A 14876-nucleotide genomic window follows, 5' to 3' on the forward strand; every position below is an offset into this window, starting at 1 on the left:
AATATTCCCTATCTTCTCTCAATGACTGATCAAAAACGCACAGCTCTCGATTGGCAGGATGTCAGGATCTTTTTGGCGCTGGCGCGTCACGGGAGCCTCTCTGCTGCAGCCAGAATGCTCTCGGTGAACCATGCAACGGTTGCGCGCCGGCTTCGTTCGCTGGAAGACAGCCTTGGCGAGAAGCTCGTCGAGCGGCGCCCGGACGGCTATGTCCTGACACTGGCGGGCACCCACGCCCTTCAGGCGGCAGGCGAGATGGAGCAGGCCGCACAGGTATTGGGTCGTGGCATGCAGGACGGATCCCCTTCGGGCCTCGTCAGAATCAGCTCGTCGCCAGGCCTGTGTGGCGGTTTTCTCATTTCCCGATTACCCGAGCTGATCGCCCGTCATCCGCGTCTGGACATCGATCTTGCACCTACGCTGCGTTCGGTCAGCCTCGACCGGCATGAAGCCGACATCGCCATCCGCTTCGACATACCCAAGGACGGAGACATCGTCGCTCGCCCGCTGACCATGGTTGGCTACGGGTTTTACGGGACGCAGGAGGTCTGTCAGGGGACTGAGAATGGAGACAGCCCCGTCTTCATCGGCTTCAACGAGGCCGACGCTTATCTGTCCCAGGAAATCTGGATGACCCAGCATTTTCCCCGCGCGCGCGTGGCCTTTCGCGCCAAAGACCAATTTCTCCAGTCCATCGCCGCGCGCTCGGGGATAGGACTCGCGTTGATCCCCCACTACATTGGCCGGGCCGACCCGCAGCTGCGCTTGTGCGATCTGGGTCCCGTGCCACCGAGCAGAGAGGTGTTCCTGCTGACTCGGGGACGCGATCGGAAAGATTCGTCGATCAGAACGGTTGCGCAAGAGATTGGTGAAATGTTCGATCAGGCGCGCTTATTGTTCACATGAGCACGTTCAGATGAGAGAGCAAGGTGAGACGGCAAGTCTCAGAGAGCGCAGGACGGTGGCGCAATTCCGCTGAAGAGATGTGCGCGCTTCACGAACTGACAAGAAAAAGGCGCTTCGGATTGCTCCGCAAGCGCCTTACCTTGAATGGTGCCCCGAGCCGGAGTCGAACCGGCACATCCTTTCGGACGACGGATTTTAAGTCCGGTGTGTCTACCAATTTCACCATCAGGGCGATAGTGCAGATCAGCTTGAGGCCATACAGCCACGAAGCTGACAAGAGCTGGGAATATATACATCCCTAAGCAGTGAAGCAAGCCGAAAACGCCCTCATTCGGGGCAAAAACAGACTCCACCCGGAAATAAAAAAGCTCTGTAAATCATAGATCTACAGAGCTCGTTTATAGTGGAGGCCGAGGTCGGAATCGAACCGGCGTAAGCGGATTTGCAATCCGCGGCATAACCATTTTGCTACTCGGCCTCAAACGCCAAACGATCTGACAGCGATCGATCAACGCATACAAACTGGAGCGGGAAACGAGACTCGAACTCGCGACCCCGACCTTGGCAAGGTCGTGCTCTACCAACTGAGCTATTCCCGCTTGGTGTGGGCGCCATTCTATAGATTCAAATGACCCCGTCAACCCCTTGATTTAAAAATACTTATCTCGGCGTGCCGTCTCGCTGCAGCGCCAGAAAGGGGAAACGCCGTTTGAGCAAAAAGAGGCGTTACTCCTCGGTCGTCGTCCTCAAATGCGGCCATGCCGCCCGGAGGTATTGCACCATCGACCACAAGGTCAGGCCTGCGGCGACCATCAGCAGCACGTAACCCAACACGACCCAGAACGTGAACGCAGGTGGGTTGGCCAGCAGAATCACCAGCGCGAGCATCTGCGCCGCGGTTTTCCATTTGCCCAGGTTGGAGACGGCGACCTGAGCGCGCGCACCCAGCTCGGCCATCCATTCGCGCAACGCGGAGATGACGATTTCGCGGCCAATGATCACCGCTGCCGGTAACGTCAGCCAGAAATTGGCATGCGCCTGAACCAGCAGCACCAGCGCCACCGCGACCATGAGCTTGTCGGCCACTGGATCGAGGAACGCGCCGAACGGCGTGCTCTGCTGCAGGCGTCGGGCAAGATAGCCATCCAGCCAGTCCGTCGCCGCGGCCAGCGCGAAAACCGAACTGGCAGCCATGTAGCTCCAGTCATAAGGCAGATAGAACAACAGAATGAAGATCGGAATCAGCAGGACACGTAATACGGTAATCAGATTAGGGATATTCATCGGCACAACTGGCTACGAGGTGAGCGAGCATTCTACTCGCTGTGCAGGTTCGCATAAATCGACTCTGCGAGCTTTTTACTGATTCCCGGTGCTTTGGCAATTTCTTCGACGCTGGCGCGGGACAATTCCTGCAGGCCACCAAAGTGTTTGAGCAGGTCTCTGCGCCGTGTCGGGCCGACACCGGCCACCCCTTCCAGGGTTGAAGTGCGGCGTGTCTTGCCACGGCGCGCACGGTGGCCGGTAATTGCGAAACGGTGGGCCTCGTCACGGATCTGCTGGATCAGGTGAAGCGCAGGCGAGTCACCTTTGAGCGTAAACTCATGGGCGGCGTCATTGAGGTAAAGGGTCTCGAAGCCGGCCTTTCGTGTGGTGCCTTTGGCCACGCCCAACAGAATCAGGTCGGGGATCGCCAGCTCATTCATGACGTCGCGGGCCATGTTCAACTGCCCCTTGCCGCCGTCCACCAGCAGGATGTCTGGCAACTTGCCCTCGCCGTCCTTGATCTTGCCGAAACGCCGTGTCAGCGCCTGATGCATCGCTGCATAATCGTCCCCGGCCGTGACGCCCTCGATGTTGTAGCGCCGATAATCCGACTTGATCGGCCCTTCCGGTCCGAACACCACGCACGACGCCACCGTCGCCTCGCCACTGGAATGGCTGATGTCGTAGCATTCCAGGCGCTGCGGCGGCTCGTCGAGTTTGAGCACTTCGGCCAGCGCTTCGAAGCGCGCGGCAACATGCTGCCGGTTGGCCAGACGCGCTGCCAGTGCCTGCTCGGCATTGGTCACCGCCAGTTGCTGCCAGCGAGCGCGTGTACCGCGCACCCGGTGACTGATGACGATCTCGCGCCCGCGGGAAGCCTCGATCGCTTCGATCAACGCCGGGAAATCCTCATTGACCACGTTGACGATGACTTCACCTGGCAACTCACGCTCGCCGCCGCCCAGAAAATACTGAGCGAGAAACGCCGACATGACTTCACCGACCTCTTCCTCGATGCCCACCTGCGGAAAGAAATTCTTGCTGCCCAACACCCGACCGCCACGCACGCTGATGAGGTGAACGCAAGCGCCGCCCGGGTTGACGAACGCCGCTACAACATCGACATCGCCGGTGCCGGCTTCCATGCTTTGCTGATCCTGCACACGACGCAGCAGGCCGATCTGATCACGCAGTTCAGCGGCGTGCTCGAAGTTCAGATCCATCGCCGCCTTTTCCATCAGCGAGTTGAGCTCATCGGTCAGGGCGTTGCTGCGCCCTTCCAGAAACATCACCGAGTGACGCACATCTTCGGCATACACCTGCGGCTCGACGAAATCGACGCACGGCGCCTTGCAACGCTTGATCTGATATTGCAGACACGGCCGGGTGCGATTCTTGTAGAAACTGTCCTCGCACTGACGCACGTGAAAGGTTTTCTGCAGGATGCTCAGGCTTTCGCGGATGGCCCCGGCACTCGGGTAAGGGCCGAAATACCGGCCTTTCGCCTTCTTGGCACCGCGATGAATGCTCAGGCGCGGAAATTCGCCGTCGGACAAGTGCACGTACGGATAGGACTTGTCGTCACGCAACAGGATGTTATACGGCGGCCGAGACTCCTTGATGAGCGTCTGCTCGAGCAGCAACGCTTCGGTCTCGTTGGCTGTAATAGTGGTCTCGATCTGCGAGATCCGCGCCACCAGCGCACCGGTTTTGGGTGCGTGTCCGGTCTTGCGGAAATAGCTGGAGAGCCGCTTCTTGAGGTTCTTGGCTTTGCCGACGTACAGCAGTCGCCCATCGATGTCGAACATCCGATAGACGCCGGGGCGACCACTGCAGGTGGACAGAAATGCGCTGGGATCAAACGGCTGGGTCATTTCAGGCGCTGGCATCGACCATGCCGTGGCGAACAGCCAGCAATGCCAGCTCGACGTCACTGCCGATCGAAAGCTTCTCGAAAATACGGTACCGGTAGGTATTCACGGTTTTGGGAGACAGGCAAAGCTTGTCGGAGATTGTCTGCACTTTCTGGCAGCCGACGATCATCAAGGCAATCTGAATCTCCCGTTCGGACAGGAGATCGAAAGGCGAGTTGCTGGTCTGCGGCTGGAACGATTTGAGCGCCAGTTGCTGAGCGATCTGAGGGCTGATGTAACGCTGGCCGGCAAAAACCAGCCGGATGGCCTGGACCATTTCGGTCAGCCCGGCGCCCTTGGTCATGTACCCCGCTGCGCCCGCCTGCAGCAGCCGGGTCGGAAAGGGATCTTCCTCACAGACCGTCACGGCGACCACTTTTATATCCGGATGACTGCGCAGCAACTTTCGCGTGGCCTCAAGCCCGCCGATGCCGGGCATCTTGACGTCCATCAGCACCACGTCAGGCTTGAGCTCACGCGCCTTTTTCAAGGATTCTTCGCCCGATTCGGCCTGGCCAACAACCTGCAAACCGTCAATGTCGGCCAACATACGCGTGATACCTGTCCGAACCAGATCGTGGTCATCGACAACCAGCACCCTAATCAAGCAGACACCTCACGGAACAATTCATGGCGAATGATCGCCACCTTAACAAAAAGAAAGTGCACGACCTAGCGAGAATACTTCTTCATGGCCGTGCAAGAGGATCGACAACGAGTCGGACACGCTATCATCATCGACCGCAAAACTTGCAAAAAATCTTCAAACGCACGACTTCGGAAAACGCTTGAGCGGCTAGTGCGAGTCGGGGTTCTTTTCCACCGTATATGAAGCTTTATATTCCGCCAACGTGGTTGTCAGGCGTCGAATGGCGTCCTGATCTTCCTTGACGAGTGACCGGTAGCTGCCCAGTACCCACTCCTCAATCTGGCTCAGGCTCTCGATCGGGGCGGGTGTGCGATTGCCGGTCAACACATAAAGCACATCGACACCCTTTGCTGCGACGTTGGCGAGGTAGTCGGCCTTGGGGGTGCGGTCGCCGCTCTCGTACTTGCCCTGAGCGTTGGGTTCCACACCACCAATTTCACCGAATGCGCGTTGCGAGAGTCCAAGACGCTCCCGTTCTTCCCGAATGCGGGTACCGATTCCACTCATTTGAATGCACAACCTTATTGACCCCATCCTTACGAATGGTAATATCCAGATAATTTAAACTGACTTGAACGGTTTTGAACTATGCCCGGAATACGCACCGCAGCACAAGCCAAGGCCTGGCTGGATCAACAGGGCAAATCGGTTCAAGAATTTGCCAGGGAAAACAAAGTAGACCCGGCAACGACTTATCAGATTCTTTCCGGACGCAAGAAGGGCCGCCGGGGAGAAGCGCATAAAGTAGCGGTACTGTTGGGAATGAAGATAGGGGTAATACCATCCAAGGTTGTCACAGGAATTGACGCTTCCGAAGAGCCTGTTTCTTGATCCATCAAAGTACGTAGGAAGTTTCTGAAAGTTCCAGTTCAGCATGCTTGTCTCAGCGCGTAACTTCTTCTCATCAGCCCAGACAAGGTGTCAGAAAAATCGACTACCGGGCATTCCGTGACCTGTGTTCAGTAAGCCGCCCGCCGCTATGCCGGCATTGTATGCAGCGGCGGTCTCTCGGACATCCGCGTCTGGCCATCCGCGGTCGCCAGGCAATGAAGCATCGATGGCCGTCATTGAATATTCCAATTGAACAGTGCAGCGTGCCTGAAGTAAGCTCGCGGCAGACAACGGAGAAACACCATGTTGCATTCCCTCTCATCCCAGCTGCATTTCGCTGCCGACGCCGTGCGTCAGGCTGCGGATCTGGCTGCGTGGGACGCGACGAAGACGACCTCCGCGACTTCTTATTTTTATGGGTATTGGTTTAGCCACTGGCGCGCCTGATACCCACACGGCGCCCACGAATACGGGACGCCACCAGAGATAACTCTACCCCCGGTCGGCCTCCCGACCGGGGGTTTTGTTTTTCTGGCCTGCCTTAAACCTGACTAACGCTCCGCATCGAGGAAACGCGCATGAACCACAGCAACTATTACCGTTACGACATCAGCTACGCATGGCGATTTAGCAACCTCCGTTCGGGACAGCCTGCCGCCTCCGATCGGTCACTGACAGGTGGCAATACAACTCACAGCGCCGACCCGGCCAATTGTCGAACACCCCAATAGGTCCGCGCGGGATAACGCCCGCCGACCAGGAAGCCTGAAATGAACTCGTCCGTCGCCGTAACAAACCTGTCCGATCTGCCATCCGCTGCCGTGACCCTGCTTGACAGTCACCCCGCTGCGCTGCGCTTGCCCAGCGCTCTGGCGCTGAAACAGCAGTTATCGCTCGATGCCGCGCTCTCAGCGCAGATCGCAGCCCACCGCCAATCCGTACGCGCCATTCTCAACGGCGAAGATTCGCGTCTTCTCGTCGTCGTAGGCCCCTGCTCCATTCATGACCCTGAGTCCGCGCTTGAATACGCGGCGCGTCTTGCCGGTCTGGCAGAGGAAGTCAGCGACCAGATGCTGCTGGTGATGCGCGCCTACGTCGAGAAGCCTCGCACGACCGTGGGCTGGAAAGGCCTGGCGTACGATCCGCACCTGGACGGCAGCGATGACATGGCCGCGGGCCTGGCGTTGTCCCGGCACCTGATGCGCGAGATGACCCGACTCGGCCTGCCCATCGCCACTGAATTGCTCCAGCCCATGGCGGCAGGCTACTTCGACGACCTGCTGAGCTGGGTCGCCATCGGCGCGCGCACCACTGAGTCGCAGATCCATCGTGAAATGGCGAGCGGGCTGCAGATGCCGGTCGGCTTCAAGAATGGCACCGATGGCGGGATCGCTGTTGCCTGTGACGCGATTCGTTCGGCGGCGCATGCGCACCGTCATTTCGGCGTCGACGCGCATGGCCATCCGGCAATCATCGAAACCCGGGGCAATCCGGACACTCACATCGTCCTGCGCGGCGGGCACAATGGCCCGAACTACCGGGCGCAGAGTATCGATGCGGTCAATGCCAGTCTGGACAAACAGCGCATCGCGGCGCGGATCATGGTCGACTGCAGTCACGCCAACAGCGGCAAAGACCCGTTGCGTCAGCCGCAGGTCTTCAATGATGTGCTGAACCAGCGTCTGGCAGGCGACCAGACGCTGATCGGCATGATGCTGGAAAGCCATCTGTTCGAAGGCTGCCAGCCGCTCAGCGATTCGCTGCGCTACGGCGTATCAATCACCGACGGTTGCCTGGGCTGGAGCAGCACCGAGCGACTGCTGCGTGAAGCTGTCGACAAGCTGCGTTACAGATAACACCGCCAGATGGGAAGCCGAGGCGTTAACCGTCATCGGTTTCCCATCGACGTGTCACCGTTGTCGGCCCGGTCGCGCGCCTGTTCAGACGCAGGCAGTAGGACGCACTCGCTCGCTCGTGCGACCTTCTTCCTTATCCGCCCGCAGACTTTTAACTCAGTGCCAGAAACCGGAGCCTCCGGGCGCGCGGCGCGACGGCCTGTCACTTGTCCAACAAGGTGGCGCCTCAGATCCGGGCATGCCACCGAACTGTGGGAAACGCTTAACCTCGTTCGCCCTACCCAGTGAATGGACTGTCGAACATGTACACGGAAGTCACCACCAAATATCCCATCCTGCTGGTCCACGGCTTGTTCGGGTTTGATCGCATCGGTCGGTTCGAAATGTTTCACGGAGTTCGGCAAGCCCTCGAGAAAGCCGGTTGCAGGATCCATGTGCCTGCACTGTCTGGCGTACACGACAACGAAATCCGCGGCGAGCAACTCATCGAGCAGATCCAGCGGTTCCTCAAACGCACGGGTTACCTGAAGGTCAACCTCATCGGCCACAGTCAAGGCGCACTCACTTGTCGTTATGTCGCGGCCGTTCGGCCGGGGATGGTGGCGTCAGTCACCTCGGTCAGCGGCCCCAATCACGGCTCCGAAGTGGCCGACCAATTGCGGCGCGCTCTCACGCCTGGACAAATGCCCGAGGCCGCCGCCTCTCGTGTGGCATCGGGCTTCGCCCATTTCCTGGCTCTGCTGGGCGGCACTGCTCACCTGCCGCAGAGCCCCGTGCACGCACTGGACGCCCTGACCCGCGAGGGCGTTGCGCGTTTCAACAGCCGCTATCCACAGGGCTTACCGTCCGAGTGGGGCGGTGAAGGCAGTGAGCGGGTTGACGGTGTGCATTATTACTCCTGGAGTGGCTGCATTCAGAATGCGTTGTCGGAGGGGCGCAACGCACTGGACCCGTTACACCTGGCACTGCGCGGCTATGCGCGGCTGTTCGAGCAGGAAACCACCTGCAACGACGGGCTTGTAGGACGCTTCAGCTCTCACCTGGGGAAGGTGATCCGCAGCGACTATCCGATGGACCATGTCGACACCATTAATCAGACCGCTGGTCTGGTGCGCGCAGATATCGACCCGGTAAAACTGTACGTCGACCATGCAGCATTGCTGTTCAGTAAAGGTCTGTAGCGGCTGATGATGTTCCCGGCTGTAGGCGGTCCGACACCTGGAACTTTCTTGGGAAATGCCTCCCTTAATCCGGTAGGCTCTTTCCTTTTTCAACAGGAGTACCCCAAATGGCCAAAGCCACTGCCCGCCACATCCTTGTGTCCTGCGAAGAGAAATGCAACGAGCTCAAAGCTCAGATCGAGGCAGGCGCTGACTTCGCGGAAGTCGCCAAATCCAACTCCAGTTGCCCGTCCAGCCGTCAGGGCGGCGATCTGGGTTCTTTCGGTCCGGGTCAGATGGTCAAGGAATTCGACACGGTGGTATTCAGCGCGCCAGTCAATGTCGTGCAGGGCCCGGTGAAAACCCAGTTCGGTTACCACCTGCTGGAAGTGACCAGCCGCCAGGACTGATTTCGGCTTGACTCTTACAACCTGCGGCCCGCTCTGACAAGCGGGCCGTTTGTATTCTGTGTGCGAGAAAAACGCCGAGCTGCCCATTCCGGCAGAGAAATTGCACATCTGTAGCACCACGCAGTTTCGCAGCCACGACCCCGTGCAATTGTAAAGAAGTCATCAACCACTGGTAGTGTGCGGTTACAAAGATTCCGGCATTGAGGTACCTTGCCACCGGAGGTAACGAATAAAAACAATGGATCATCCACAGACCAGGCAGCAATCGCCTGATCACGACCTTCAACCCTGATGTTGCGCCCAACGTCAGTCAGGATTTGTGTAATGCGTTTTGTTTTTTCATCGCTGATGGTTGCAACACTGGTCCTTGTTTCAGGCTTTCAGTCCCTGTCCGCCGCACCTCAACACGCACTGACCGTCTACGGCGAGGCTCCCCGCTATCCGTCCGGTTTCCAGCATTTTGACTACGTGAACCCGAATGCCCCAAAAGGCGGCAGCATGCGCCGCTCGGCGCAGGAAATCGGTCAATTCGATCACATCATGCCGTACCTGGACAAAGGCACGGGCGTGTCGCAGGTCAATGGCTTGCTGTACGCGCCGCTGGCTGTCAGGTCGCTGGACGAGCCGTATACCGTTTATGGCCTGATCGCGGAAAAAATGGAGCGCGGCGCCGACGGCATGTCGCTGCGTTTCTACCTCAATCCCAAGGCACAGTTCTCCGACGGCACGCCGATCACGGCCGAAGATGTGCGCTACACCTACGACCTGCTGATGACCCAGGGCAGTTTGTCGTACCGCACCGAATTCCAGGACGTCAAAGGGGTGGAGGTCGAGTCGCCCACCCAGGTCCGCTTTGACTTCAAGAGCAACGAGAGCCGCACATTGCCCCTGGACCTGGCCTCCCTGCCGGTGTTTCCCGAGCACTGGTGGAAAGACCGCGACTTCGCCAACGGCGGCGGCTTCGAGCCCCCTGTCGGCAGTGGTCCCTACCGCATCGGCAAAGTCGATCCGGGGCGCAGCATCACCTTCGAGCGTAACGCCGACTGGTGGGCCAAAGACCTGCCGGTCAATCGCGGCCTCTATAACTTCGATCATTTCAGCGTCGAGTATTTCGGCGACACCGACGTCGCGCGTCAGGTGCTGCTCGGCGGTGGCTATGACTACAACCGCGAATATTCCGCCACCGGTTATGCCGTTCGCTACGAAAGCCCCGCGCTGACCGAAGGCCGGCTGCAACGCGCCCACCTTGCGCCGGGCGCCGTGCAAAGTTCTCAAGGCTTCGTGTTCAACCTAGACAGACCGAAATTTCAGGACCGCCGTGTGCGTCAGGCGCTGGCCATGCTGTGGGATTTCGAGTGGACCAACAAGCAGATGATGCGCAACGTCTACGTGCGCCAGAACAGCTACTTTTCCAACAGCGAACTGGCCGCGACGCAGTTGCCGACCGAATCGGAGCTGAAGATTCTCGAACCCCTGCGCGGCCAGGTCCCTCCGGAAGTGTTCACCACGGTATTCCAGACACCCAGAACGGACGGCACCGGCTTCATTCGCGACAAGCAGCTGCAGGCCCTGGGCCTGCTCGAAGAAGCGGGCTGGATGCCCAAGGGCGACAAGCTGGTCAACGCGGACGGCGAACCACTGAGTTTCACCTTCCTCAATGGCCAGAGCGGTTTCGAAAAGATTTTGCTGCCTTACAAGCGCAACCTCGCGCAGATCGGGATCGACTTTGAGATTCGGCGGATCGACTCGGCACAGTACCTGAACCGGGTGATGGCCCGGGACTACGACATGATCGTGACCGGCTATGGCGTCTCGACTTCGCCGGGCATGGAGCTGTACAACAACTTCGGCTCCAAAGTGGCCCGAGACTCAGGTTCAAGCAATTACATGGTGCTGCGCGACCCGGCGGTCGACACGCTGATCAATGGACTGGCCAAGGCTGACAGTAAGCCGGCAATGATCGATTACGCCCACGCGCTGGACCGCGTGCTGCAGTGGGGCTTTTACTGGATTCCCAACTACTACCCGCCGGGATCTTCCACAGTGTGGTGGAACCGTTTCGGCATTCCCAAAGTGCAGGCCAGCAACAGCGAAGCCATCGACACCTGGTGGGAGTTGAGCCCGCAGGCGCTCACGACGGAACAGTTTGCCCGGCAACAGGGTGATTCGGCCCTTCCATGGGAGGTGAAGTGATGTTCGGCTATCTGATGCGGCGTCTGCTGCTGATCATCCCGACGCTGCTGTGCATTCTGCTGGTCAACTTCTTCATCGTGCAGGCCGCGCCGGGCGGTCCGGTCGAGCAGGCCATCGCCAAGCTGCAAGGCGTGGCCGGCGGAACGATCGGGGCAGGCCACACCGAAACCATGAACGCGGGACAGTCGCGTGCCAGCCGCGGGCTGGACCCCAAGCTGATCAAGGAAATCGAGCACCAATACGGTTTCGACAAACCCTTGCACGAACGTCTGTGGTTGATGCTGACGAACTACGCCCGGCTGGACTTTGGCAACAGTTTTTTCCGGGGCGCCAAGGTGACCGACCTCATTCTGCAAAAGATGCCGGTGTCGATCTCGCTCGGGCTATGGGCCACTCTCATCACCTATCTGGTGTCTATTCCGCTGGGTATTCGCAAAGCGGTCAAGCATGGCAGCCATTTCGATATCTGGAGCAGCACGGCGATCATCATCGGTTATGCGATGCCTGCGTTCCTGTTCGCCATGCTGCTGGTGGTGGTCTTCGCGGGCGGCACGTCGCTGAGCTGGTTCCCGGTGCGCGGCCTGGTGTCCGAGAACTTCGATCAGATGACCACGCTGGGCAAGATCGCCGACTACTTCTGGCACTTGGTCCTGCCGGTGATCTCCCTGGTGATCGGAGGTTTCGCTACGCTGACCATTCTCACCAAGAACTCATTCCTCAACGAGGTCACGCGCCAGTATGTGGTCACCGCCCGGGCCAAGGGCCTGAGTGAACACCGCGTGCTGTACGGGCATGTGTTCCGCAACGCGATGCTGCTGGTGGTCGCAGGCATCCCCCAAGCGTTCATCAGCGTTTTCTTCGCCGGTTCGCTGATGATCGAAGTGATCTTTTCCCTCGATGGCCTGGGTCGCATGAGCTACGAGGCGGCTGTCTCGCGGGACTACCCCGTGGTGTTCGGAACACTGTTCATCTTCACCCTGTTCGGGCTGCTGATTAAGCTGGTCGGCGACATCTGCTACACCCTCGTCGACCCCCGAATCGATTTCAGTGCGAGGAACGCCTGATGAGCAGACTGTCTCCGGTGGCTCGCCGTCGTTTCGAGCGTTTTCGCAACAACCGTCGTGGCTGGTGGTCGTTATGGCTGTTCTGCGGGCTGTTCGCCCTCAGCCTGTGTGGCGAACTGATTGCCAACGACAAACCCTTGGTGCTCAGTTATCAACACTCGTTGTACTTTCCTGCGTTCAAACGCTACACCGAGCAGGAGTTCGGCGGCCAGTTGCCCTTCCAGCCTGACTACCGCAGTGACTACGTGCGTCAATTGATCACCGACGGTGACGGCTGGATGCTGTTTCCGCCCATTCCCTTCAGTGACGACACGCCCAACTATGACCTGAACAAACCAGCGCCCAGTCCGCCCTCTTCCATCAATTGGCTGGGCACTGACGATCAGGCGCGAGACGTGCTGGCGCGCGTCATCTTCGGTTCGCGGGTGTCGATCCTGTTCGCCCTGGCGCTGACTGTCATCAGTGCGCTGATCGGGATTGCCGCCGGGGCATTGCAGGGTTACTACGGTGGCTGGGTGGACCTGATCGGCCAGCGTCTGCTTGAAGTGTGGTCTGGATTGCCCGTGCTTTACCTGCTCATCATTCTTTCAGGGTTCGTGGAACCGAACTTCTGGTGGCTGCTGGGCATCATGGCGCTCTTTTCGTGGCTGGCGCTGGTCGATGTGGTGCGTGCGGAGTTTCTGCGCGGGCGTAACCTGGAGTACGTGAAGGCGGCGCGTGCGCTGGGGCTGGACGATCGCAAAGTGATCCTGCGACACATTCTGCCCAACGCGATGAACGCCACCCTGAGTTACCTGCCGTTCATTCTGACCGGTGCGATTTCAACGCTGACCGCGCTGGATTTCCTTGGCTTTGGCATGCCTGCCGGCAGCGCGTCGCTGGGCGAGCTGATCGGCCAGGGCAAGCAGAATCTGCAGGCGCCCTGGCTCGGCTTCACGGCGTTCTTCACTCTGGCACTGATCCTGTCGTTGCTGGTGTTCATAGGCGAGGCGCTGCGTGACGCCTTTGACCCGAGGTCCTGACATGTCCGAAAACCTGATTGAAATCCGCGACCTGTCGGTGTCGTTCAGCGGCAACACCGTGGTCAAGCACCTCAGCCTGGACATTCCCGCGGGTGAATGCCTGGCGCTGGTGGGTGAATCCGGTTCCGGCAAGTCGGTTACCGCGCACTCGATCCTGCAATTGCTGCCTCAGGCGGGCACGGTCAGCACAGGCAGCATTCGTTATCGCGGCAAGGAATTGCTGGGCGCCGACGGCAAGACCATGCGGCAGATTCGTGGCAATCAGATCGCGATGATCTTTCAGGAGCCGATGACGTCGCTCAACCCTCTGCACACTGTCGCCAAACAGATTGGCGAGACGCTGTTGCTGCACAAGGGCCTGAGTGGCAAGGCGGCGCAGGCCCGTATCCTCGAACTGCTCGAACTGGTGGGCATCCAGCATCCGAAGAAGCGCCTGAAAGCTTATCCTCACGAACTGTCCGGTGGGCAGCGGCAACGGGTGATGATCGCCATGGCGCTGGCCTGCGAGCCCGAATTGCTGATTGCCGACGAGCCGACAACGGCGCTGGACGTCACCGTTCAGCGCAAGATCCTGCTCCTGCTCAAACACCTGCAGCAGCGCCTGAACATGTCGCTGCTTCTGATCAGTCATGACTTGAATCTGGTCCACAGCATTGCCCAGAAAGTGTGCGTGATGCGCGCCGGCGAAATCGTCGAGCAGTCCAATTGTCATCTGCTGTTCAGGAACCCGCAGCACCCGTACAGCCAGCTGTTGCTGGACGCGGAGCCTGCCGGCGAGCCGCTGCCCCGGGACACCCGCGAGAAGGTGCTGGAGGTCGATAACCTGCGGGTCTGGTTCTCACTGGGTGGCGGCATTTTCAATCGCCATCAGGAATACCTGAAAGCCGTCGATGACATCAGCCTGAGTATCGAGCGCGGCAAGACACTGGGCATCGTCGGCGAATCCGGCTCCGGCAAATCGACACTTGGTCAGGCAATCCTGCGCTTGCTGGAATCCCGTGGCAGTATCCGTTTCAAGGGTCACGCGCTGGACAGCCTGAATCAGAAACAGATGCGCCCGTGGCGCAAGCAGATGCAGGTGGTCTTTCAAGACCCTTACGGCAGTCTCAGCCCGCGCATGTCGGTGGCGCAGATCATCAGCGAAGGGCTGGAAGTCCACAGTGAACTGGACAAGGTCTGCTGTGAGGCCGAGGTGATTCGCGTGCTGGAGGAAGTGGGCATCGACCCGTTGAGCCGGCACCGTTACCCCCATGAGTTTTCTGGCGGGCAGCGACAACGCATCGCCATTGCCCGCGCACTTGTGCTTAAACCTGCCCTGATTCTGCTCGACGAACCCACTTCCGCACTGGATCGCACGGTGCAGAAACAGGTCGTTGCGCTATTGCGGCAATTGCAGGAAAAGCACGGGCTGACGTACCTGTTCATCAGCCACGACCTTGCCGTTGTCCGGGCGCTGGCCCATGACCTGATCGTGGTCAAGGACGGCAAGGTGGTCGAACGCGGTGCCAGCCACGATGTATTCGATGCACCTCAGCACCCGTACACCCGGGAGCTTCTGGCGGCGGCGCATCCAGGCTTCAACTGAAACGGGCAACAATCAGCAGTC

Annotated in this window: 13 protein-coding genes and 3 tRNA genes; 9 read left to right on the plus strand and 7 right to left on the minus strand. The window is 59.2% G+C overall.

The window, feature by feature from the left end; translation table 11 throughout:
- The first annotated feature begins 21 nt into the window (after positions 1 to 21).
- Positions 22 to 906, plus strand: coding sequence for a LysR family transcriptional regulator (locus BMZ10_RS04730; RefSeq protein ID WP_093458870.1), 885 nt, complete (start codon positions 22 to 24; stop codon positions 904 to 906).
- 145 nt (positions 907 to 1051) lie between these two features.
- Here BMZ10_RS04730 and BMZ10_RS04735 read toward each other — a convergent pair.
- From BMZ10_RS04735 to BMZ10_RS04765, 7 genes are all read right to left on the minus strand, one after another.
- Positions 1052 to 1138 (minus strand) — tRNA-Leu (locus tag BMZ10_RS04735).
- Between the two features lie 172 nt (positions 1139 to 1310).
- A tRNA-Cys gene (locus BMZ10_RS04740) sits at positions 1311 to 1384 on the minus strand.
- Between the two features lie 45 nt (positions 1385 to 1429).
- Positions 1430 to 1505 (minus strand) — tRNA-Gly (locus tag BMZ10_RS04745).
- Between the two features lie 127 nt (positions 1506 to 1632).
- Positions 1633 to 2190: a CDP-diacylglycerol--glycerol-3-phosphate 3-phosphatidyltransferase gene (gene pgsA / locus BMZ10_RS04750; RefSeq protein WP_093458871.1), complete on the minus strand. Its 558-nt coding sequence runs from the start codon at positions 2188 to 2190 to the stop codon at positions 1633 to 1635.
- A 32-nt stretch (positions 2191 to 2222) separates the two neighbouring features.
- Positions 2223 to 4046, minus strand: a complete 1824-nt coding sequence (gene uvrC / locus BMZ10_RS04755; protein WP_093460018.1) for an excinuclease ABC subunit UvrC — start codon at positions 4044 to 4046, stop codon at positions 2223 to 2225.
- A 1-nt stretch (position 4047) separates the two neighbouring features.
- The gene (gene uvrY / locus BMZ10_RS04760) at positions 4048 to 4692 is read right to left on the minus strand and encodes a response regulator transcription factor GacA (protein WP_093458872.1); all 645 of its coding nucleotides are present in this window, start codon (positions 4690 to 4692) and stop codon (positions 4048 to 4050) included.
- A 189-nt stretch (positions 4693 to 4881) separates the two neighbouring features.
- Positions 4882 to 5241, minus strand: coding sequence for a helix-turn-helix domain-containing protein (locus tag BMZ10_RS04765; protein WP_093458873.1), 360 nt, complete (start codon positions 5239 to 5241; stop codon positions 4882 to 4884).
- A gap of 81 nt (positions 5242 to 5322) precedes the next feature.
- Between BMZ10_RS04765 and BMZ10_RS04770 the strand changes: the two genes are divergently transcribed.
- The 8 genes from BMZ10_RS04770 to BMZ10_RS04805 all read left to right on the plus strand — a co-directional run bounded on the left by BMZ10_RS04770 (position 5323) and on the right by BMZ10_RS04805 (position 14855).
- A complete protein-coding gene (locus BMZ10_RS04770; protein ID WP_093458874.1) occupies positions 5323 to 5565 on the plus strand; it encodes a DNA-binding protein in 243 nt (80 codons plus the stop codon).
- A gap of 770 nt (positions 5566 to 6335) precedes the next feature.
- Positions 6336 to 7421 (plus strand): 3-deoxy-7-phosphoheptulonate synthase, encoded by a 1086-nt coding sequence (locus BMZ10_RS04775; RefSeq protein ID WP_093458875.1) that lies wholly within the window; start codon positions 6336 to 6338, stop codon positions 7419 to 7421.
- Positions 7422 to 7723: 302 nt separating this feature from the next.
- Positions 7724 to 8602: a lipase family alpha/beta hydrolase gene (locus tag BMZ10_RS04780; RefSeq protein WP_093458876.1), complete on the plus strand. Its 879-nt coding sequence runs from the start codon at positions 7724 to 7726 to the stop codon at positions 8600 to 8602.
- Between the two features lie 107 nt (positions 8603 to 8709).
- The gene (locus BMZ10_RS04785) at positions 8710 to 8991 is read left to right on the plus strand and encodes a peptidylprolyl isomerase (protein ID WP_093458877.1); all 282 of its coding nucleotides are present in this window, start codon (positions 8710 to 8712) and stop codon (positions 8989 to 8991) included.
- Between the two features lie 324 nt (positions 8992 to 9315).
- Entirely contained in the window at positions 9316 to 11184 is a 1869-nt protein-coding gene (locus BMZ10_RS04790; RefSeq protein WP_093458878.1) for an extracellular solute-binding protein, read from the plus strand.
- Complete coding sequence (locus BMZ10_RS04795; protein WP_093458879.1) at positions 11184 to 12248, plus strand: microcin C ABC transporter permease YejB; 1065 nt, start codon at positions 11184 to 11186, stop codon at positions 12246 to 12248. The genes BMZ10_RS04790 and BMZ10_RS04795 overlap by 1 nt, the downstream gene beginning before the upstream one ends.
- On the plus strand, positions 12248 to 13270 hold the full coding sequence (locus BMZ10_RS04800) for an ABC transporter permease (protein WP_093458880.1): 1023 nt from the start codon (positions 12248 to 12250) through the stop codon (positions 13268 to 13270). The genes BMZ10_RS04795 and BMZ10_RS04800 overlap by 1 nt, the downstream gene beginning before the upstream one ends.
- Before the next feature lies 1 nt (position 13271).
- Positions 13272 to 14855, plus strand: a complete 1584-nt coding sequence (locus BMZ10_RS04805; protein WP_093458881.1) for an ABC transporter ATP-binding protein — start codon at positions 13272 to 13274, stop codon at positions 14853 to 14855.
- The last annotated feature ends 21 nt before the right edge of the window (positions 14856 to 14876 follow it).

The organism is Pseudomonas sp. NFR16 (assembly GCF_900108875.1).
Classification (GTDB): domain Bacteria; phylum Pseudomonadota; class Gammaproteobacteria; order Pseudomonadales; family Pseudomonadaceae; genus Aquipseudomonas.